Raw genomic sequence first — 21067 nt, forward strand, 5'->3', positions numbered from 1 at the left:
TTAATCTACAGGGAAAGCAGTAAAAGGCCTATTTGGATCAGCCCTATCGAATTTTATCTCCGCACCATTCATGTTCTCGTTTAATATTGGGTTCTGAGGGTCGCGCCTATTTGGCTTATAACCTCGACCTGCTCCGGGTTGTTCTACTCTAACGATAGGGTTGTTGTTTCTATCAAAGCCAGTATGAGCAGGTAAACCGCGGGCTTTTCTGGTAAGAGCTTCATTGAGAGCATTTAGATGTAGCTTCCATGTTTTGAACTGGGAGCTTTTATTCAAGCGTCCCTGAGTACCTGTAATAGGATCGGTGCCATCTATTGCCCTCTGTCTCATCGTCGCGTCGGGAATCTCTGGCCCATGTTTCCCGACAGTATGCATATTGTACTTGGCCTCAAGTTCCTGAACCCGTCGCTTCGCATTTGCCTCAGACAACTCCTCAATCCTTGCCTGCCGCTGCTGCGCTGTCATTTGAGGAGCAGGAGCTTTTGGTGTCCCCTCATTCGCTGCCGCCTTAGCTGCAGGATTTTCCGGGCCTCCTGATTTACCACCGCCCTGTCCTAGGCAGTTCAATCCCAACGGATCCACCCACCCCGTAGGGTTAGGTACGTACTGGTAGTTGTTCAACCCCCCCGCCAGCTTGATCGGGTCCGGGGTCAAGAACCGTCCAGAGCTCGGATTGTAGTAGCGATGGCGGTTGTAGTGCAGCCCGGTTTCCGTATCGAAATACTGACCCTGGAAGCGCAGCGGGTTGTCGATTTCGGAAACGTCCAGCGCGGCCAGATTGCCATAGGCGCGGTATTTCGCCGACCACATGATCTCGCCGCTATAGGCGGTCAATTCCTGCGGTGTACCGAGGTGGTCAAGCTGGTAGTAGAACGGCGTAGCCTGGGCCGGGCCTTCGCCATCGAGCATGGCCAGTGGGCGGAAGGTGCCGGGTTCATAGATATAAGTGCGGTAGCGATTTTCAGCGCTCTCGGCGATCAGTTGTTCGCCTTGCCAGAGGAATTCCGTGGTACGGCCATCGACGGTCTTGGCGATGCGGCGGCCGAAGGCGTCGTATTTGTAGGTGGCGGTGCTGCCGCCTGGCAGGCTGACGCCGATCAGGCGGTGTTGGCAGTCGTACTGGTATTCGGTGACCAGCTTCTGGCCCGCGCCGCGGCGTTCGCGGCTGAGGTTGCCGAAGGCGTCGTAGTCGTAATGGCGGTCGCCTTGCATCAGCAGGCGGTTGCCTTTGACGTTGGCCAGGTTGGCGGCAGGTTGGTCGCCTTGACCGAGCAGGTTACCGGCCGGGTCGTGGGCGAAGCTTTCCGGTGTGGCACCCCGTACGTTGATCAGGCGATCCAGCGGGTCGTAGTGATAACGCAGGTTGCCCTTGCGGCTGTCGTCGATGCCGGCGAGGTTGCCGTTGGCGTCGTAGGCATAGGCGCGGCGGTAGAGGTTTTGGTGCTGGCCGTGCTGTTGCTGGCTGACGCTGTGGGCCTGTAGGCGGCCCTGGTCGTCGTACTGGTACTGGCTGAGCAGCAGGCCCTGTTGGCGCTGCTGCTCGCGGCCAGCGTTGAACTGGTGGCTGGTCAGGCGCGAGCCGTTGAGGTCGATGCTGCTGAGCTGGCCGCCAGGGGCATGGCGATAGTCGAGCTTGCTGCCATCGGGCAGGCGGCAGTGGCTGAGCTGGCCGAGCTTGTCGTACTCGTAGCGCAGGGTGCCCCAGCCCTGGTGTTCGGTGATCAGGCGGTCTTGCAGGTCGTACTCGTAGGCCAGCGGCCAGTGGCCGTCGTCGACATTGACCAGGCGCCCCAGGGCGTCGTAGCTGTAGTGAATTTCTTCGCCATCGGCCAGGGTTTTCACTAGCAAGCGGCCCGCAGCATCGCGCTGGTACTCGGTGACCAGTTCGCTGCCGTCGTCGCCGAATTCGGTTTTCTTCAGCAGGTTGCCGTTGAGGTCGTAGGCATAGGCGGTGCTGCGTCCGTCGAAGCCGGTTTCCTGCTGGATCAGGCCGTTAGGGTAGTAGTCCAGGTGGTACTGCTCGCCGCGTTCGTTTTCGATATCGGTCAGCAGCAGGCGCGCGTTGTCGTAGCGATAACGCAACTGGCTGCCATCCGGGTTAATGCGGCGGCTGACCAGGTGCAGGTTGTCGGCGTATTCGTAGCGGGTGATGCGGCCCAGCTCGTCGCGCTCAGCGGTGACTTTGCCGTAGGCGTTGTAGCTGAAGGCCCGGGTTGCGCCGCCGGGCAGGGTGATCTGCGCCAGGCGGTTGGCGGCGTCCCATTGGTACTGGGTGATGGCGCCGCTTTCGTCCTGGCGGGTGATCTGCCGGCCGAGGGCGTCGTAGCGGTACTTGCGCTGGCCGCCGTCGGGCAGGCGTTCTTCCAGTAGCTGGCCGAGGCCGTTCCAGCCCAGTTGATGGCGGCTGCCGTCGGGGTGGGTGATTTCCAGCAGGCGGCCCTGGCGGTCGTAGCGGTAGTGAGTTTCGTTGCCGTGCGGGTCGGTTTGTTGGGTGATGTCACCCTGGTCGTTGCGTTCGTATTTCCACTGCGCCTGGCCGCGCTGTACTTCGACGAGATGGCCATAGAAATACTTGTACTGGGTTGGTTCATCCTCTGGCGGGACGACCGCCAGTAGGCGTCCGGCTTCGCTGTAGTGATATTCGGTAACGGCGCCGAGCGGATCTTTTTCCGCGATCAGGTGGCCTTTCTCGTCATAGGCTCTTTGTATTTCGGCGCCGTCGGGGCTGGTCTCGCTTACCAGACGAGCATTTTCATCGTGCACATAAATCTGTTCACTGCCGTCGGAGTTGATAGCAGTAACGGTGCCTTCGTCGTCCCATACATAACGTGAATCGATCTGTGAGGCGCTGGCCCATTGACGAATGCAGCGAGCGACCTTGCCTTCACGCTCCCACTCCCAGGAAAAGCTCGCGCCTCCAGCCAGTTGGCGTTCCTGGATGACGTTCTGTTCATCGTAGCGATAACGTTCGGCTTCACCTGCGGCATTGGTGGCGCTGATGAGCTGGTGGCGTTCGTTGTACTGATAACTGACCAGGGTCTGGACTGTCTGCCAGGGTTCCTGACGCTCGCCTCGTTCATCGTACTCGGGGCGGTGCTGCTGGTAGTCCACGGCGACAATATGGCGTTCATCGTAACGCAGGTACAGGCAGCGGCCGGCACCGTTGTCGATACGCTGGATGCGGTCGACCAGGTCATAGCTGATATGCAACTGGTTATCGTAGGCGTCGCTGATAGTGGTCAGGCGCCCGGCGCGGAAGTGATAGAAACGCGCACTTTCTCCGGCCTGGGTCAGGATCAGCTCGCCTGGAGCATCCCCCAGGAAGATCGCCGCCTCGGCCAAGCTGTTGGTGATCGCAGGGCGCTGTTCGTTTGGCAGCGGAAACTGGGTCTGGCGGTTTTCGTTGTCAGTCCACAGCACGCCTTCGTCATTGATTTGCAACCGATGAGAAAGCGAATGGCTCCAGCCGAAGCCCAGGCGATTGTCGATTTCCGCCGCACTGGTGCGATACAGCCGCGTCCACTCCAGGGGTAGCAGGCCGTTGAGTTCTCCATCGGTGAGGGTTAGCAGTTCTTCACCGGTAACCATCGAGATAGGGTCGTCTTCGCAGCGAGTATCTCTTGTACACCGTGCCGGTTTATCCGCCGGGTTTGTGGATTGCTTGGGCACATCATTGACAGGTTCGCTCAGCTCAGCCTGGGTAGCGGGCTTCTTCTTGCCACGCGCCTGGATCTGCGCATCAGTTTCCACTGTGCCACCAGAGGCTTTCGGCTTCTGCTTGGGGGCTGTAGCCGTTGCTGCGGGTTTGGGCGGGGCGATCTCTACGCTGGCCTTGCGACCGGGGTTCAACGCCGCGTTGCCATTGAGCAGCAAAGGCCTGGCCGTTTCAGTGTGACCGGCCGCGTTCTTCTTGCTGACTTTCATCAGCATGGAAGTGAACTCTTCGATCAACTTCAGCACTTTGCCGCCACTTTGCGTGGCCTTGAGTGCCTTGGTACCGACCCGTACGGCCAGACCGATACCGCCGGTGAGCACAATACCGATCAGGATGTTCAGCAGCACTTCGGTGGTCAGCTCAGCCAGCACTTCCATGCAGGTTTGCGGTGGCAGCATCTTCACCCAGGCGACAATCGCTGCCACGTAGATCCACATCAGTGGCTCGTCGCTGGCAATCAGCAAAGCGGTGTGGATGGCGTCTTTCGAGGCGTTGTAGATCTTCTTGATTTCCTCCTCGGTGAAGAACTTCTTCAGCTTCTGGTAGTTTTCCCGAGGATGGGCCACCAGGTTGTAGAGGCTCTTGATATCGCCCCACAAACCCATGATGGCCTTGAGGAAACCTTTCCACGCCGCCTCCAGTTGTTGCATCGCCCGACCGCCTATGGACGCACTGCTATGGGCCTGCCACAACGGCAGGAAGTCGGTGCTCCATTCGGTTTGTAGCCAGCCGCTCAAGTCACCGATCACGCCCTGATAGGAGTTGAATAACGAGTCGATCTGCGCCCGGGTCGGGTTGGGGAAGAAGGTGATCTTGTATTGCTGGTTGGGCTTGAGCCCCGTGACTTCCTTGATGCCGCTGGGGCCGATGGTGACGTTGATGGCAGCACCGGCTTCGTTCTTGCCGTACACCATCCCGTCAACCACCGGCACCAAGCGCACCGGTGTATTACCGATCGGCACAAAGCGCGCGGATTCAAAACTGTGCACCAGCTTGAGCTTGCCGTTGGCCGGGCAATTCGCGTAAAGGTCGGCGCTGCTTTTGCTGTCCTTGTCCTGGGTGGCCACTTCGTCGCCGACCTGGAATTGCTGCTCGGCATCCAGCACGCTGCCGTACCAGGCTTCGGCGTGGGCACGGTAGTCGGCCAGGCATTTCTTGAAGTCGCGGATGATGGCTTGAGCATCCGGTTGTTTAGCCGTCAGGTTACCGACGATCTCCCCCATCAAAATGCTCATACAGCCACCTCATTTTCCAAGTGGGCTTTCAATAGCCCGGTGTAGTTTTCTTCCGTGAGCGGGGTGCGTTTTACGAAACGTGTCACCTTCTGCCGCAGGTTGGATTCGGGGAACGAGAAATACAGCTCGGCGTGGTCTTCCAGCAGCCACTGCATCATGTTGTCGATCACGGTGCTCGGATCGTCCTCGGCGAGCTTCTTGACCAGCGCTTCCGGCACTTCCCACCAGGGGAATGGTTTGGGTGGCTTGACTACGCCTTGGCCAGTACTCAATGCCCGGCCATTGATCAGATAGCGGTCGAATATGGGGAGGACCTGGGGGGCGTCTTCGCCCAACCCTTCCAAAATCGGATAAATATGCCGCCCATCCCAAAACCGGAAAAACACCTCGGCGCCGTCCGGCATTTTCACTTGGGTCAGGCTGCGCAGATGTTCGAACACCACGTCCGGCTCGCAGCTGGAGACGGCCAGCCAGCCCCAGTCGTCGGCGTCGGTGGTGGCGATCCAGTCGAGGAAGTTCGAGGTCGGTTTCAGTTCGACCAGGTAAGGCATCACCGGCTGCCAGTCGGCGTAGGGGGTGCCGCTCCAGATCGGGGTCAGGCCGCTGGCGCCCTGGGTTTGGTAGAAGTCCTTGAGCGGGTCGGCGTCGCTGGCGTTGCTGATGACCAGGTACAGGCGCTCGTCGGCTTGCAGCGGCTGCTGGGCGAGCCAGGATTGGGGTGTCAGGCGATCAGATGGCACAGGCACCGTCCTTGCACTTTTCGCACTCTTCGCAGAAAGGCGCGTTGCGCTTGAGGGTGTTGATTTGCGCCGGGGTCAGCAGGGCACCGGCCTTGTCGGCGTCGGCCTGCTTCAGCACGCCAGGCATCAGCGGCGCGGCGCCGGAGCCGCTGCCCGGGCCGCCGCCGGAGTTGACCTTGACCTGCGGGCCGCTGATGGTCACGCCACCGGCGTCGAGCTTGATAAAGCTGCCGCCGCCCTTGAGGGTCAGCTCGCTGCCGGCTTCCATCACCACCTTCACCCCGGCATTGAGGTGGATCTCCTGGCCAGCTTCGATGAACTGCCCGGTGCCGATCTTGATGTGCTGGTTGGCGCCGACGGTGAGGTGGTCGCTGGCGCGGGCTTCGACCTTGCGGTCGGCGTGCACGGTGTGGTGTTCCTCGGCCTTGAACTCGCTGTAGCTGTTGGCTTCGACTGTGTCGTGGCGTTCGTTGCCGACGCGGATCTTCTGGTCGTGTTCGACGTTCTCGTCCCAGTCGCGCTGGGCGTGCAGGAAGATCTGTTCCTGGCCCTTCTTGTCCTCGATGCGCAGCTCGTTGTAGCCGCCACCACCGGGGGAACTGAGGGTCTTGAAGGTGCTGCGGGTCTTGTTCGCCGGCAACTCGTAGGGGACGACGTTTTCCTTGTGGTACAGGCAGCCGCTGATCAGCGGCTGGTCGGGGTCGCCCTCGAGGAAGGTCACCAGCACTTCCATGCCGATCCGCGGGATGGCGATGCCGCCGTACTGGGCGCCGGCCCAGGCCGAGGACACGCGCAGCCAGCAGCTGGTCTTGTCGTCCGACTGGCCTTCGCGGTCCCAGTGGAACTGCACCTTGACCCGACCGTACTGGTCGCAGTGGATCTCTTCGCCCTTGGGCCCGGTGACTACCGCGCTCTGGCTGCCGAGGATGCGCGGCTTCGGATGCGTCAGCGGCGGCCGGTTGGGCACGTCCCAGGGCGTGGCCTGGAAGCGGTTGCGATAGCCCTGGTGGAAGTCGTCCTTCAGGGCTGTGGTGTCGCTGGACACCGACTCTTCCAGCACCTGCGGCTGCTTGCCTTCATGGACGATCTCGGTGAGCAGCCAGAGGTCGTTCCATTGCGCTTTCGGGTGTTCGCTCAGGGCCAGGAAATGCCCGCTGACCAGCAGCGGCTGGTCACTTTTGCCCTCGGCCAGCCGGTAGTCGCTGCGGTGGCGTTCCAGGGCGCGCTTGGCCAGGTGCTTGCCGCGCTCGCGATCGGTGAAACGCCCCGGGTAGTCGTAATCCTCGAGGTCCGGCTTGAACTCGCTCTTGGCGTCGCTCTCCAGGGTCAGGCGCGGCTTCTCGAAGTCGTAGTCGCGGCGCGTGGTGCGGCTGGTGCGGGCTTCCAGGCGCAGGTCGAAACGCTTGATCACCGGGTCGTTGGCGACCATGCCGGAGTCTTGCTGATAGGCCACGGGCGCCAGTTTCGGGAACACCGTCTGGTCATCGCCGAAAACGATCTTGTGGCTGTCGGCGCTGTGCTGGAAGTGGTAGTGGATACCTTCTTCCTCGCACAGGCGCTGGATGAAATGCAGGTCCGATTCGTCGTACTGCACGCAGTAGTTGCGCTCGGGATAGATCGAACCTGTCTTGAATTCGTAGGCGTTGCTTTGAATGCCGTGTTCTTCGAGGACCTGGCCGATGATTTTCGGCACCGTGAGGTTCTGGAAGATGCGTTGGTTGATGCGGTGCGCGAGGTAGGCCAGGTGCGGGCGCACAGTCACCGAGTAGCGGGTCAGGCGCTTGCCGGAATCGCCCTGGGCGACGCGGTAGATTTGCCCGTGGATGCCGGTGCCGTTCTGCGCCAACTGCAGGAAGGCCGGTTTGTGCAGCAGGCTTTCCAGGTCCAGGGCGGCCTGGGCGCTGACCAGCTCGACCTCGAAGGCAAAGGGCTGGCTGATGGCTTCCCGTCCGGTGAAGGACAGTACCTGGAGGTCGTTCGAAAGACCTTCGACGGTCAGGCTGAAGTGGGTCTGATTGGCCGGCGCGAACATCCCTTGTTCCTCGTGCAGTACTGCCGCGTGGGTCGAGCCCGGGGCCGGGCGCCGACGAACGCAAGAAATCCCTTATGGCGTAAACAACATCGACCAGCAGAGCTGGCCGATGTTGGTGTAACGGTCGGCCGGACTTAGCCCGCGACCGGGGAACGCCAGTCGTCGGAACCGGAAGTACCGGAGACTTCGTGGGTCCAGGTGATTTTGCGGTAGGTGAAGTGCACGTCTTCCAGGTGGGTGAAGTGCGAGTTCGATGGGTCCTGGCAGTTGTGCATGTAGTCTTTGATGTCGACGATGATCGCGTCTTCCAGGGTGGTGGTGTAGTAGTGCTCCTGGGTGCCGGCAGCAGAGGTGCGGTACCACTGGATTTCGATCTTGGTCAGACGCTCACCGGAGGTCAGGGCAGCCAGCAGCAGTGGCGAAGCCTTGTCGAAAACCTTGGTGATGACCACTGGTTTGTGAACGCGCTGGCCGGTTGGCTGGCCGGACTGCGGGTCACGCGGGATGATCACTTCGTGCTGGAAACCCTGAACCATGACCTGGTCTTCGTGGCCTTCCTGGTAGGTGTTGCCAACGGAGTCAGCGGTGAAGGCACCGGCGGTGATCAGGCCTTGTTTGGTGCCGGTGATGGACATATACGCTGGTGTAGCCATGGATGCTCTCCTTGCTAAAAAATAAAGGTGCCCGGTGGGACGAATCGCCCGGTGGGTGCCCTGGTAGGTATCAAGGAGCGTGCCAGGAGCTGGAAGGGCCTTATGGATCAAGGACTTCAGGCAATTTCTGGAATCGGTGAAAGTATTTAGCGGATGAAAGCCGCTGAAAGTGCGCAACTTCTTGCGCAGTGNGTGCTGTGCAAGAAGTTGCGCACTCGGCTATGAGTCATGGCTTGTAAGGCCTGTAGGTATCTGTTCACAGAGTTATCCACAGCCAGGTGCGCAAGAAGTTGCGCATGATGGCTATGGGCCTTGTCAGGCAGAGGTCGAGGTGCTTCCCGTGGGTATCGCTTGTGGCACCACGGTTGTCGACGGCGACTCCCGGTAGCTGGAGGGGCTGAATACCCGGGTCAGCACCAGCATGGCCAGCACGGTCAGGATCAGTACCCACCAGGCGCTGATGAAGTTGCCGGTGAGTTCCCGCAGCCAGCCGGTCATCCACGGCGACACGGCGTTGATCAGGAACCCCACCCCTTGCACGAAGGCCGCCAGTTGCCCGGCCTCCCGTGGGTCGCGACGGTGGTCGAGGGTGAGGATCAGGCTCAAGGCAAAACAGGCGCCGAGGCCGAAGCCGATCAGCGCCACCCACAGCTGCGGGGCCTGCAGCGGCCACAGCACCAGGCCGCTGAAGCCCAGGGCCTGGGCGCTCAGGCTGATGGCGAGCAATGGCCGGCGGTCGCTCTGGCGCTGCGCCAGGGCAGGCATCAACAGCGCGGCGATGACCTGGAAGATGGTCATGAACGCCAGCAGCGAGCCGCTCTGGGTCGCGCTCCAGCCCAACTGCAGGTAATAGGCCGGCAGCCAGGCGACCATGCTCATGTAGCCGCAGTTGACCAGGCCGAAGTACAGCGCCAGCAACCAGGCCCGGCGGTTGCGCCACAGGCTGATGGAGGGCGCGTTGAGGCGCTGCCCCGGCCCGGCGAAAGGCAGCAGCCACCACAGCAGCAGGGCCGCCAGCGCCGGTAGCAACCATACGCCCAGCCCGGCCTGCCAATGGGCGAAGTGCGTGGCCACATGCGGGCTGAGTAGCGCTGCAAGGCCGCCACCGCCCATCAGCGAAGCCGAATAAATGCCCATGGCCAAGGCCACCCGCTGCTGGAACTGGCGCTTGATCAGCGCCGGCACCAGCGCCTGGATCAAGGCCACGCCGGCACCGCCAAGCAGGGCCGTGGCGAGCAGGGCGCTGGCCTGGTCGCAGAGCAACCGCGCCAGGCAGGCGCAGAGGATCATCAACAGGCCAAGGGCGACGCCGCGCCGTTCTCCCAGGCGGGCTTCCAGGCGCACGCCGAGCAATGCCACCAGGCCCATGCAGACCACCGGCAGGCTGGTGAGCCAGGCACTGCTCTGGAAGCTCATGCCGGTGGCGCCACGAATCTCCATCAGCAGCGGGCTGATGGAGCTGATGATCGGCCGCAGGTTGAGCCCCAGGGCGATCAGCAGGGCCCAGCCGCCGAGGCGGCGCAGGCGCGACTCAGCGAGTGGCATGGCGGGCCTGCCAGTCGCGGTAGATCTCGTTCATCGCCGCTTGCGGCAGGTGCTGCACCGGTAAGCGCTGGGTCGCCAGGGGCTGTGCCAGTTGTTCATAGATCGCCGCCGTGGACAGGCCGAAGGGCGCGGCGCTGGCGTTGTCCGCGGCAAACACCGCGCGCGCCACACCGCACAGGTACATGGCGCTCAGGCACATGGGGCAGGGCTGGCCGCTGGCATAGATCACGCAGCCGTCCAGGCGTGGGCCGAGCTGCTGGCTGGCGACCCGGATGGCCAGCAGTTCGGCATGGGCGGTGGGGTCCTGGCTCAGGTGGATCTGGTTGACCGTTTCGGCCAGTACCTGGCCGTCGCGCACCAGCAGCGCGCCGAATGGCCGGCCACCGGCCGCGACGTTTTGCCGGGCCAGTTCGACGGCGCGTTGCAGGTAATCCTGATCGTCTTTCATGGGGGCTCCTTGAGGCAGAAATCAGGACGCGCCGGCGTCCCGCAGCAGTTTGGCGATGGCCGTCTGGCCGCGTTTCTCCGCCTGTTGCAGAGGGCTCAGGCCAGCGTTGTCCGGCAGGTTCAGGTCGGCGCCGGCGGCGATCAACTGAGCGACTATCTGTTGGTGCGCCGGGCCGCCGTCGGCCAGCACTATGGCTTCCATCAGGCAGGTCCAGCCCAGGCGATTGACGTGGTTGAGGTCGACACCGGCCTCGATCAGCAGACGCACGGTGTCGACATGCCCACGCTCGCAGGCCGGGATCAGCGCGGTGCCGCCGTAGCGATTGGTGCTTTTCAGGTCGGCGCCGTGGGCCAGGGTCAGCTGCAGGATCGCATTACGTCCGCTGGCGCCGGCCAGCAGGTAAGGGCTGTCGTGAATCAGGTTCTTCTGGTTGACGTCGGCGCCGGCCTCGATCAGCGCCCGGGCGATCTCGACCTGGTTGGCGGCGGTGGCCAACAGCAACGGGCTGCTGCCATCCAGGCCGCGCACGTTGACATCCACGCCTTGGCGGAGCAGCGCCTGGACCTTGGGCAACTGCCCGTCGCGGACCGCTTCGAGCAACTCGTTATCCTTCGCCATCACCACCCCCACCACGAACAGACAGATCGCCAGGACAGCATGTTTGCAAGACAGGTAACGCATGGCACCAGGCTCCCTGCGCAGTAAATGAACGCCGAGTATGGTCAGGCCCTGATGTATTCTGAAATTAAATATAACCATGCCAATCAGTGGCATTCAGAATGGTACTGCCATGTTCGATCCTGTGCTGCTGCGCAGTTTTGTCGCCGTCGTCGACTGCGCCAACTTCACCCGCGCCGCCGAGCGCCTGCACCTCACCCAGTCCACCGTCAGCCAGCAGGTGCGTCGGCTGGAGGAGAGCCTGGACTGCCAGTTGCTCGACCGCGACCAGCGCCGGGTGGTGGCCACCGCCGAGGGCGAGCGTCTGCTGGGGTATGCGCGGCGCATCCTGGCCCTCAACGAGGAGGCCAGCGATGTCTTGCTGCACCAGCAGAGCGAAGGCGTGCTGCGCCTCGGGGTGCCGGAAGACTTCGCCGCCGAGCGGCTGATGCCATTGTTGTCGCGCTTCGGCCAGGACCATCCCGGCGTGCGCCTGGAGGTCACCAGCGGGCTGGGCCCGGAATTGACCCGCCTCTATCGGCGCGGCGAATTCGATCTGTTGCTGGTCAAGCAGATGGGTGCCAGCGACGACTGTCTGGGGTCCTGGCCGGAACCCCTGTGCTGGGTCGACAGTCGCGCTACCCCGGCCTTCGGCCGCGATCCGTTGCCGCTGGTGGCCTTCCCGGTGGGCGGGCTGTATCGCCATGAAATGCTCCACCATCTCGAAGTCGGCGGTTGGCGCTGGCGCATCGGTTATTCCAGCGCCAGCCTGGCCAGTGTCTGCTCGGCGGTGGCGGCGGGGCTGGGCATCAGCCTGCTGCCGGTGCGGGTGGTGGCCGCTGGGCACCGCGTGCTCGATGCCGCCAGCGGCTTGCCGGACATCCAGGGCGTGCGCCTGGCGCTGTACGGCCGCAGCGGCCTGAGCCGCGCGGGCAAGGCCCTGGAAAACCAGCTGCTGGCGTTGTGCGAGAGCCAGGCGCTGAAGGTTTGAACACCCTGTTCAGGGGCCGCTGAACCGGGTGCGCCTGATCCCTTGATCGGCGTTCGGTCGATCTCTTTTATTTCGTCATTGCTGTCGCTTCGCCCCGGTTTTGCCGTGGCGATGCAATGCCTTTGGCGAATATTTTCAATGCTCGCAAAGCATGGCTTTTTGACTCCTTCCCTGCAGCCCTTGATCCGCGTGGCCTGGCGCGAGATGACAGTTTTAAATATGCGATTTCGATCTATCCATAACTTCAAAGATTACTTTCGGAGATAAGTGTCTGACGCCAATCATTCAGCCCTCGACGCTGCTCCAGGGGAGTTCGCAGGTGCGGGTCGGGTTATTCGCAAAAGACTGTAGGGAGTCAATCAATGGGCAATGTCCAGACCGCCGCCAGTGCACATGAGGTGCTGTGGCGTCAGGCACCGAGCGGCGATTTGGTCGATCTTGGCCGGCCGCATCGTTTGCCGTTGGGCCAGTTGCGCCTGCAGAAGGCACCCAAGGCCGGGCTGCGGCGGCGCGAGGCGATTGCCCTCGGGGTGATCGCCCTGGTCTTGCACGGTGCGGTGATCTACTGGATCAGCCAGCAGCCGACCCCGGTATTGCCGATCGTGCCGCCGGAAATTCCGCCGATGACCATCGAGTTTTCCCGGCCTGCGCCGCCGGTGGTCGAGCCGCCGCCACCGCAGCCGGTACAGCCTGTGGTGGAGCCGCCACCGCCGGTGGAGGACGAGCTGGCAGTCAAGCCGCCACCGCCCAAGCCGATCCCCAAGCCCAAGCCGAAACCGGTCCCCAAGCCTGAGCCCAAGCCGGCGCCGAAACCGGTCCAGCAACAGCCCGCGCCGCCACAACCGGCCGCGCCTGTCGCCGCTCCGGCACCGCCCGCGCCACCGGCCCCGGCGCCCGTGACCCCGGCTTCGGCGAACGCCGCGTACTTGAAGAACCCGGCGCCGGAATATCCGTCGCTGGCCCAGCGTCGCGGTTGGGAAGGCACGGTGTTGCTGCGGGTGCATGTACTGGCCAGCGGCAAGCCCGGCGAGATCCAGATTCAGAAAAGCAGCGGTCGCCAGCAACTCGACGACGCGGCGTTATCGGCAGTCAAGCGCTGGAGCTTCGTGCCGGCCAAGCAGGGTGATGTCGCCCAGGACGGCTGGGTCAGCGTACCCATCGATTTCAAGATTCATTGAGCCTGCGCCAGGCGCTATTGCGAGCACGCTCGCTCTTACAAGGGTTATACAGAGGGACACATCATGAGTTTATTGGCATCTCCACTCGAATCCATCGAAAGCGCGGTGATCTGGCTGCTGGTGGTGTTTTCCGTGGCCACTTGGGGCCTGGCCCTGCTCAAGGGCGCGCAGTTCGCCCGTCTCAAGGCCCAGGATCGCAAGTTCCACAAACAGTTCTGGGCCGCCTCCAGCCTCGACTCGGCGGCCGAGCTCAGCGAAACCCAGCCCGGCGCCGCCGCTCGCGTGGCCCAGGCCGGTTACGCGGCGATCCAGGTCGGCGACACCGCGCACGCGGCGGATCTGAGCCAGGCCATCAATCATCAGGACCGCCTGGAGCGCGCCCTGCGCCAGCAGATCGTTCGTGAGCGGCGTTCGCTGGAAACCGGCCTGGCGGTGGTCGCGAGTATCGGCAGCACCTCGCCCTTCATCGGCCTGTTCGGCACCGTGTGGGGGATCATGGAAGCCCTGAAAGGCATCAGCGCGGCGGGCTCGGCGAGCCTGGAAACCGTGGCGGGGCCGATCGGCGCGGCGCTGGTCGCCACCGGCGTGGGGATCGCCGTCGCGGTACCGGCGGTGCTGGTTTACAACTACTTCCTGCGGCGCCTTAAGCTGACTGCCGCCGATCTGGACGACTTCGCCCATGATTTCTACAGCCTGGCGCAGAAGAGTTCGTTCCGCGTGCTGATCCACCCGACCGCGCACAAGGCCGCGGCCCAGGGCAGCGCACAGAAAGTGAAGGAGGCGTCCTGACATGGCCTTCTCGACCCAGGACAGCGATGAGGTGCTCAGCGAGATCAACGTCACGCCGCTGGTGGACGTGATGCTGGTGCTGCTGGTGGTGTTCATCGTCACCGCGCCGCTGCTGACTAACGCAATTCCGATCAACCTGCCCAAGACCGAGGCTGTGGCCCCGGTGGAGCAGAAGGACCCGCTGGTGGTGAGCATCGACGGCGCCGGCAAACTCTTTATCAACAAGGACGAGATCCAGCCGGACCTTTTGGAAACCAATCTTCAGGCGGCCAAGGCCAAGGACCCGGAAGTGCGCGTGCAGCTGCAGGCGGACGACGGCGTCAACTACGGCGAAGTGGCCCGTGCCATGGCCTCCATCGAGCGTGCCGGTATCACCAAGCTTTCGGTGATCACCGCCCGCTGACCCAGTGTTGTAAGCCACGACTTTTCAGGCCGTCTCCTTGGCAGGGTGCGGCCTTTTTTTTGCCTGCGATTTGGCCGGGCGTGCGTGGTTGCCTGGACGGACGCCATCGCGAGCAAGCTGCGCTCCTACAGGTCCTCTGCCATCCCCTCCACCAGGCCATCCCCGCTTCCGTAGGAGCGAGTGGGCCAGGCACTGCGGTCCGTCTGCCAGGACGCCATCGCGCGCAAGCTGCGCTCCTACAGGTGCGCGGCCATCCCCACCACCGTGCCTGCCCTGCTCTTGTAGGAGCGAGCGGGCGGCGATCCGACTTGCCCGCGATGCAGGCGCCGCGGTCCGTCTGCCAGGCGCCTAGGGTTCGTACAGCATAGGTACAGGTAGTGTTTGATATTCTTTATGGGTCTTAATAAATAGCTTCTTATTCCTTAACGAATATAAGTCTCGTCCCTATACTCGATCGGGAACAGACACGCAGGAGAGCTCCCCATGCGCAACGAATCAATTCGCTACCTGATTGTGCCGGGCTGGCAAGGATCGCCAGAAGATCATTGGCAAAGCCACTGGCAGAACAGCCTGCCGAACAGTGCACGGGTGGAGCAGGCCGACTGGCTGACGCCCCGGCGCGAAGACTGGGTCGCGGCGCTGGCCGAGGCGATTGCCGCCGACAGCACCCCGGTGATCCTGATTGCCCACAGCCTGGGCTGCATCACCGTCGCGCACTGGGCCGCCCATGCGCCGGTCAGCGCCTTGCGCCAGGTGCGCGGTGCCTTGCTGGTGGCGCCGGCGGATGTCGAGCGTCCGGCCTGCGCGCCGGCGCTGCGCAATTTCGCGCCGATCCCCGGCGACCTGTTGCCGTTCCCGAGCCAGGTGGTCAGCTCCGACAACGACAGCGCCATCAGTGCGCCGCGTGCCCTGGAACTGGCCCGCCACTGGGGCGCCGAGGCGGGGATCCTGTCCGGTGCCGGGCATATCAACGTCAAGTCCGGGCACCAGCGCTGGGAGCAGGGTTTCGCTTATCTCTATCGCCTGCAAAACCGCATGGAACAGCATTCCCTGCGCCGCGCCTGATTTTTCTTTTTGTTAAACGCCCCCGCCTTCAAGCGGATTTGGGCGGGAGTCTGCCATGAGTCTGCATGAGTCTTTCGGTCAGCCGCTGCTGACCTTTCCCGATGCTGAAAAAAGCCCGCTGAGCATCCGCGCCAAGGCGCTGGTGTTCGTCGACCCTCGTTCGCGGCAGCTGCGCCAGGAGCTGGAACAGCTGGCGCCGCGTGCGATCTCGGTGTTGATCCGCGGTGAAACCGGCAGTGGCAAGGAGCTGCTGGCCCGGCATATCCACCGCGCCAGCGACCGCAGCGGCCTGTTCGTGTCGGTCAACTGCGGGGCCATCAGCCCGACCTACGCCGACGCCGAACTGTTCGGCTACGCCGCCGGCACCTTCAGTGGTTCCGCTAGCAGCCGCGCCGGCTGGTTCGGCTCGGCCAACGGCGGCACCCTGTACCTGGACGAGATCGGCGACTTGCCGTTGCCGATCCAGATCAAGCTGCTCGCGGCCCTGGAAAACCATGAGGTGACCCGGGTCGGCGCCCATCAGCCGAGCCCGGTGGACGTGCGCCTGGTGGCGGCCACCAGCATCGACCTGGCCCAGGCGGTGGCGGCGGGCAAGTTCCATGAGCGGCTGTATCACTACCTGGGCGAGGGTCATCTGGAACTGCCGGCGCTGCGCGAGCGGGTCGGCGACATCCTGTCGTTGGCCGAGTACTTCCTCGGCATCTATAGCCAGCGCCTGGACCTGCCGGTGCCGCTGATCAGCGAAGCCGCCCAGCAGGTGCTGGAGCAGCACAGCTGGCCGGGCAACACCCGCGAGCTGGAGAACGTCATTCACTTTGCCCTGCTGGTGAGCAGTGGCGAGGAGATCCTGCCGGAGCACCTGAACCTGCCGCCGCAGCTGTCGCGGCTGGAGCTAGTGGATCAGCAACTGAAGGGCCTGATCGCGGACGGTTCCGCCGCCGAGTTGCAGGCGCTGAAACACCTTCTTAAGCAACACGGCGTGATCTGAGCACGCTTCTGCCTCTGTAGCCGCTGCCGCAGGCTGCAATCGACCCGGGCCGCGTTCGGAGGACGGTCGCAGCGATCTTCCTGGCGCCGAGGGCCTTCGGCCCTATTGCAGCCTTCGGCAGCGGCTACAGACCGCCCCGGGCGCGGGCTAGAGCGGTTCGATTCTGTATGAACTAAATGGAATATCAACGTGAATAAAAGATATTGTTAAGGCATAAAAAATCCCGGTATTGTCCGCTCCACGCCAGAGATAGCACTTCGCTGGCACCCTCATTACAAAAGCCGTCGTCACTGACGACTCATAAGGACACTGCATGAAAAAGGTTCTGTTGTTCACCGCACTGGCGGCTGCCCTGACTGCCGGTCTGGCCCAGGCTGGCGAGAAACTGGTAGTGGCGGCCACCCCCGTGCCGCACGCCGAGATCCTCGAGCTGATCAAGCCAACCCTGGCCAAGGAAGGCGTGGACTTGGAAATCAAAGTCTTCACCGATTACGTGCAGCCGAACGTGCAGGTCGATCAGAAGCGTCTGGACGCCAACTACTTCCAGACCCTGCCGTACCTGAAGAGCTTCAACGAAGGCAAAGGCACTAACCTGGTGACCGTGATCGGCGTGCACGTCGAGCCTTTCGGCGGCTACTCGAAGAAAGTCAAAACCCTGGCCGAGCTGAAAGACGGCGCGACCATCGCCATTCCGAACGAAGGCAGCAACAGCGGCCGGGCCCTGATCCTGTTGCAGAAGGCCGGCCTGATCGAACTCAAGGACCCGAAAAACGCCCTGGCGACCCCGAAAGACATCGCCAAGAACCCGCACAACTTCAAGTTCAAGGAACTGGAATCGGCCCTGCTGCCGCGCGTGCTGGACCAGGTCGACCTGGACATGATCAACACCAACTACGCCCTGGAAGCCGGCCTGAACCCGGCCAAGGATGCGCTGGTGATCGAGGGCGCTGATTCGCCTTACGTGAACTTCCTGGTGTCCCGTCCGGACAACAAGGACAGCGCCGCCATCCAGAAACTGGCCAAGGCCCTGACCAGCCCGCAAGTGAAAGAATTCATCGAGAAGAAATACAGCGGCGCAGTACTGCCGGCGTTCTGATGAACTACGCTTAAGTCGTACAAACCCCTTCAAGGTTTAAACGCCGATGGCTTCTACAGCGTCGGCGTTTTTTATTGCCCGCAAGAGCGACTTCACCATGCTTCTGTAGGAGCGAAGCTTGCTCGCGATCCAGGCGCCGCGGTATCGGCAGGGCCGTATATTCAGGAAGGCTTCATGGCCCGGCGCAGCGCCATCAGCCATTTGACGATGTCCTGCGGATCGAGGGGTTGCGGGGAGTCGAGGTCGGTCATTGTTCTTATCGTCCTTGTAGGTGTCTGGCCCGTTGAGATCGGGTGCCGGTTGTCCGTTCCATGGAGGAGGATCAGAAAGATCCCTGACGGCGTCAGAAAAGTAGCCGGCCCAGGCGCGCATGGCAAACCCTGCAGGTTAGTTTTTTGGGTGATATCAATATGCTTTAACGGTATTTAAATTATTGTTTTTATAGCTTTAAAGTCGACGCCTGCCGGGTGGTTTACCCACCGCCCAATGGACTGCATCACCGCCGCTGTACCCCAGCGGCGTCCAGGATTGCCATGACCCTCGACTACGCCTTTATCCTCAGTACGCTGCCGGCCTTTCTCAAGGCGGTGGGCGTGACCTTGCAGGTCGGCCTGATCGCCATCGCCACCTCCCTGCTGGTGGCCCTGATCAACGCCACCATCCTGGTGTTCCGCACCCCCTACCTGCAGCGCCTGATCGGGCTGTACGTGGAGCTGGCGCGCAACACCCCGCTGCTGATCCAGCTGTTCTTCGTCTACTTCGCCCTGCCGGCGCTGGGGCTGAAGATTTCCGGGTTCGCCGCGGCGATCATCACCATGACCTTTCTTGGCGGCGCCTACCTCACCGAGGTGCTGCGCGCCGGCGTCGAGGCGGTGCCGACGGCCCAGCTGGAGTCGGGCCGCTCCATCGGCCTGTCGCACTGGCAGCTGCTGCGCTACGTGATCCTGCCGCAAGCCGGGATCCTCAGCCTGCCGTCGCTGTTCGCCAACTTCATCTTCCTGCTCAAGGAGACCACCGTGGTCTCGGCGGTGGCGGTGCCGGAGATTCTCTACACCACCAAGAGCTACATCGCCCTCTACTACAAGACCTACGAAATGCTCGCCGTGCTCACACTGATCTGCGTGCTGCTGTTCTTGCCGCTGTCGCTGTTGCTCAGCCGTCTGGAAAGGAGGTTGCAGCATGGCCAGTTCGGGTCTTGAGCTGCTCTGGGTGTCCTTGCCGCAACTGGGCAAGGGTGCCGCGCAGACGTTGTCGATCTCCCTGCTGAGCATCGCCTTCAGCACCGTCGGCGGCGTGCTCTATGGCGTGCTGCGAACCCTCGACAGCAAATGGCTGAACACGGTGCTGCGCCTCTACCTGGAGCTGTTCCGGGCGATCCCGGTGCTGGTCTGGCTGTACCTGCTGTTTTTCGGTTTCCCGATCTTCTTCGGTATCAGCATTCCCAGCTTCACCTGCGCGGTGCTGGTGCTGTCGCTGTGGGGCGCCAGCGAAGTCGGCGAGGTGGTGCGCGGCGCCCTGCATTCGCTGCCCCGTGGCCAGCGTGAGGCGGGGCTGTCGATCGGCCTGTCCGACCCGCAGCTGTACGGCTACGTGCTGCTGCCCCAGGCGCTGAAACGCATGACGCCGCCGACCATCAACGTCTACACGCGGATCATCAAGACCAGTTCGCTGGCGGTGCTGATCGGCGTGGTGGACGTGATCAAGGTCGGCCAACAGATCATCGAGCGCACCTACGAGTCGGTGCTGATCTACGGCGCCCTGTTCCTGTTTTTCTTCTTTATCTGCTACCCGCTGTCGGCCGCCTCGCGCGTGCTGGAGCGGCGCTGGACGCAAGCATGAGCGCACTGATCGAGTTCCAGGGTTTCAACAAGTTTTTCGGCGAGCAGCAGGTGCTCAAGGACGTCGACCTCAAGGTCGCCCAGGGCGAGGTGGTGGTGATTCTCGGCCCCAGCGGCTGCGGCAAGTCCACCTTGCTGCGTTGCCTCAACGGCCTGGAAAAGGCCCACAGCGGCCAGCTGAGATTCGCCGGCCGCGAGCTGCTGGACCAGGCCACTGACTGGCGCCAGGTGCGCCAGGACATCGGCATGGTGTTCCAGAGCTACCACCTGTTCCCGCACATGAGCGTGCTCGACAACATCCTGCTCGGCCCGCTCAAGGTGCAGAAGCGCGACCGTCGCGAAGCCCGCGCCCAGGCCGAGGCGTTGCTGGAGCGGGTGGGTCTTCTGGACAAGCGCGATGCCTTCCCGCGCCAGCTCTCCGGCGGCCAGCAGCAACGCATCGCCATCGTCCGTTCGTTGTGCATGAACCCGCAGGTGATGCTGTTCGACGAGGTCACCGCGGCGCTGGACCCGGAGATGGTCAAGGAAGTGCTGCAAGTGATCCAGGGCCTGGCCCGGGACGGCATGACCCTGCTGATCGTCACCCACGAAATGGCCTTCGCCCGCGCGGTGGCCGACCGCATCGTGTTCATGGATGCCGGGCGCATCCTCGAACAGCACCCTCCCGAGACCTTCTTTACGAACCCGCGGACCGCACGAGCGCAGCAGTTCCTGGAGAAATTCTCCTTCGTTGAAGCATTGCCCAAAAAAGCACCTACAAAGGAACTGGAGCTCTTATGAAAACTGCCAAGTCTTCGCTATTGCTACTCCCGCTGTTCGGCCTCGCGCTGCTGGCCGGCTGCGATAAAACCGCCGAGGCGCCCAAGCCCGCGGCCAGCGCCAGCGCCGCGCCGGCGGCCGGCTACCTGGACAAGATCAAGGCCCGCGACAAGCTGATCGTCGGCGTGTTCACCGACAAGCCGCCGTTCGGTTTCGTCGATGAGACCGGCCGTTACGTAGGCTTCGATACCGATATCGGGCGGCAATTCGCCAAGGACCTGCTGGGCGACGAGAACAAGGTGGAGTTCGTCGCCGTGGAGCCTGCCAGCCGCATTCCGTTCCTGCAGAGCGACAAGGTCGACCTGATCCTGGCCAACATGACCGTCACCCCGGAGCGCAAGGAAGCGGTGGAGTTCACCAACCCCAACCTCAAGGTCGCGGTGCAGGCCCTGGTGCCTAATGGCAGCGAAGTGAAGAACCTGGATGATCTGGCGAGCCGCACCACTATCGTCACCACCGGCACCACCGCCGATATCTGGCTGACCAAGAACCACCCGGACTGGAAGCTGCTGAAGTTCGAGAAGAACTCCGAGTCCCTGCAGGCCCTGGCCAACGGCCGCGGCGATGCTTATGCCCAGGACAACCTGATCCTGTTCAGCTGGTCCAAGCAGAACCCGGGCTACCGCGTACTGCCGCAGACCCTGGGGGAGCAGGCGCCGATCGCGCCGGCGGTGAAGAAGGGCAATATCGAGTTGCGTGACTGGGTCAACGCCGAGCTGGCCAAGCTGGGCGAGGACAAGTACCTGCTCAAGCTCTACGACCAGTACGTGCGCAAGGAACTGAGCGACGACACCAAGCCGGAAAGCGTGATTGTCGAAGGGGGCAAGTGGCAGGGGTGATTCGGTCTGAGCGATTGAGGCGCTCTTGAGTACGTT

General features: G+C 62.8%; 18 protein-coding genes. 11 read left to right on the plus strand and 7 right to left on the minus strand.

Annotated elements, in window-relative coordinates; translation table 11 throughout:
- The 7 genes from ACTJKT_RS22415 to ACTJKT_RS22445 all read right to left on the minus strand — a co-directional run bounded on the left by ACTJKT_RS22415 (position 1) and on the right by ACTJKT_RS22445 (position 11049).
- Positions 1-4950 (minus strand): RHS repeat-associated core domain-containing protein, encoded by a 4950-nt coding sequence (locus ACTJKT_RS22415; RefSeq protein ID WP_440788626.1) that lies wholly within the window; start codon positions 4948-4950, stop codon positions 1-3.
- Positions 4947-5690 carry a DUF4123 domain-containing protein gene (locus tag ACTJKT_RS22420; protein ID WP_440788627.1) on the minus strand — a complete coding sequence of 248 codons (744 nt, stop codon included), beginning with the start codon at positions 5688-5690 and terminating at the stop codon, positions 4947-4949. The genes ACTJKT_RS22415 and ACTJKT_RS22420 overlap by 4 nt, the downstream gene beginning before the upstream one ends.
- Entirely contained in the window at positions 5680-7722 is a 2043-nt protein-coding gene (tssI, locus tag ACTJKT_RS22425) for a type VI secretion system tip protein TssI/VgrG (protein ID WP_440788628.1), read from the minus strand. The genes ACTJKT_RS22420 and tssI overlap by 11 nt, the downstream gene beginning before the upstream one ends.
- 134 nt (positions 7723-7856) lie before the next feature.
- Positions 7857-8375 (minus strand): Hcp family type VI secretion system effector, encoded by a 519-nt coding sequence (locus tag ACTJKT_RS22430; protein WP_007925756.1) that lies wholly within the window; start codon positions 8373-8375, stop codon positions 7857-7859.
- A 315-nt stretch (positions 8376-8690) separates the two neighbouring features.
- Positions 8691-9920: a CynX/NimT family MFS transporter gene (locus ACTJKT_RS22435; RefSeq protein ID WP_440788629.1), complete on the minus strand. Its 1230-nt coding sequence runs from the start codon at positions 9918-9920 to the stop codon at positions 8691-8693.
- A complete protein-coding gene (locus ACTJKT_RS22440) occupies positions 9907-10368 on the minus strand; it encodes a nucleoside deaminase (protein ID WP_440788630.1) in 462 nt (153 codons plus the stop codon). Before ACTJKT_RS22440 ends, ACTJKT_RS22435 begins: the two co-directional genes overlap by 14 nt.
- Positions 10369-10389: 21 nt before the next feature.
- On the minus strand, positions 10390-11049 hold the full coding sequence (locus tag ACTJKT_RS22445) for an ankyrin repeat domain-containing protein (protein ID WP_440788631.1): 660 nt from the start codon (positions 11047-11049) through the stop codon (positions 10390-10392).
- A 109-nt stretch (positions 11050-11158) separates the two neighbouring features.
- Here ACTJKT_RS22445 and ACTJKT_RS22450 point away from each other — a divergent pair, with 109 nt between their 5' ends.
- From ACTJKT_RS22450 to ACTJKT_RS22500, 11 genes are all read left to right on the plus strand, one after another.
- The gene (locus tag ACTJKT_RS22450) at positions 11159-12016 is read left to right on the plus strand and encodes a LysR family transcriptional regulator (protein ID WP_440788632.1); all 858 of its coding nucleotides are present in this window, start codon (positions 11159-11161) and stop codon (positions 12014-12016) included.
- 362 nt (positions 12017-12378) lie between these two features.
- On the plus strand, positions 12379-13194 hold the full coding sequence (locus ACTJKT_RS22455; RefSeq protein ID WP_440788633.1) for an energy transducer TonB: 816 nt from the start codon (positions 12379-12381) through the stop codon (positions 13192-13194).
- Between the two features lie 63 nt (positions 13195-13257).
- Positions 13258-13983: a MotA/TolQ/ExbB proton channel family protein gene (locus ACTJKT_RS22460; protein ID WP_009046420.1), complete on the plus strand. Its 726-nt coding sequence runs from the start codon at positions 13258-13260 to the stop codon at positions 13981-13983.
- A gap of 1 nt (position 13984) precedes the next feature.
- On the plus strand, positions 13985-14386 hold the full coding sequence (locus tag ACTJKT_RS22465) for an ExbD/TolR family protein (RefSeq protein ID WP_009041659.1): 402 nt from the start codon (positions 13985-13987) through the stop codon (positions 14384-14386).
- Between the two features lie 483 nt (positions 14387-14869).
- Positions 14870-15451: an alpha/beta hydrolase gene (locus ACTJKT_RS22470; protein WP_440788634.1), complete on the plus strand. Its 582-nt coding sequence runs from the start codon at positions 14870-14872 to the stop codon at positions 15449-15451.
- A gap of 55 nt (positions 15452-15506) precedes the next feature.
- On the plus strand, positions 15507-16439 hold the full coding sequence (locus ACTJKT_RS22475) for a sigma 54-interacting transcriptional regulator (protein ID WP_106696235.1): 933 nt from the start codon (positions 15507-15509) through the stop codon (positions 16437-16439).
- 313 nt (positions 16440-16752) lie between these two features.
- Entirely contained in the window at positions 16753-17535 is a 783-nt protein-coding gene (locus tag ACTJKT_RS22480; RefSeq protein ID WP_038583045.1) for a MetQ/NlpA family ABC transporter substrate-binding protein, read from the plus strand.
- A 533-nt stretch (positions 17536-18068) separates the two neighbouring features.
- Entirely contained in the window at positions 18069-18734 is a 666-nt protein-coding gene (locus ACTJKT_RS22485; protein ID WP_007925334.1) for an amino acid ABC transporter permease, read from the plus strand.
- Positions 18715-19374: an amino acid ABC transporter permease gene (locus tag ACTJKT_RS22490; RefSeq protein WP_440788635.1), complete on the plus strand. Its 660-nt coding sequence runs from the start codon at positions 18715-18717 to the stop codon at positions 19372-19374. Before ACTJKT_RS22485 ends, ACTJKT_RS22490 begins: the two co-directional genes overlap by 20 nt.
- Positions 19371-20153, plus strand: a complete 783-nt coding sequence (locus ACTJKT_RS22495; RefSeq protein WP_440788636.1) for an amino acid ABC transporter ATP-binding protein — start codon at positions 19371-19373, stop codon at positions 20151-20153. Before ACTJKT_RS22490 ends, ACTJKT_RS22495 begins: the two co-directional genes overlap by 4 nt.
- Positions 20150-21031, plus strand: coding sequence for a transporter substrate-binding domain-containing protein (locus tag ACTJKT_RS22500; RefSeq protein ID WP_440788637.1), 882 nt, complete (start codon positions 20150-20152; stop codon positions 21029-21031). Before ACTJKT_RS22495 ends, ACTJKT_RS22500 begins: the two co-directional genes overlap by 4 nt.
- Positions 21032-21067 lie beyond the last annotated feature (36 nt).

This window comes from Pseudomonas sp. 22526, assembly GCF_052044735.1.
Classification (GTDB): Bacteria; Pseudomonadota; Gammaproteobacteria; order Pseudomonadales; family Pseudomonadaceae; genus Aquipseudomonas; species Aquipseudomonas piscium.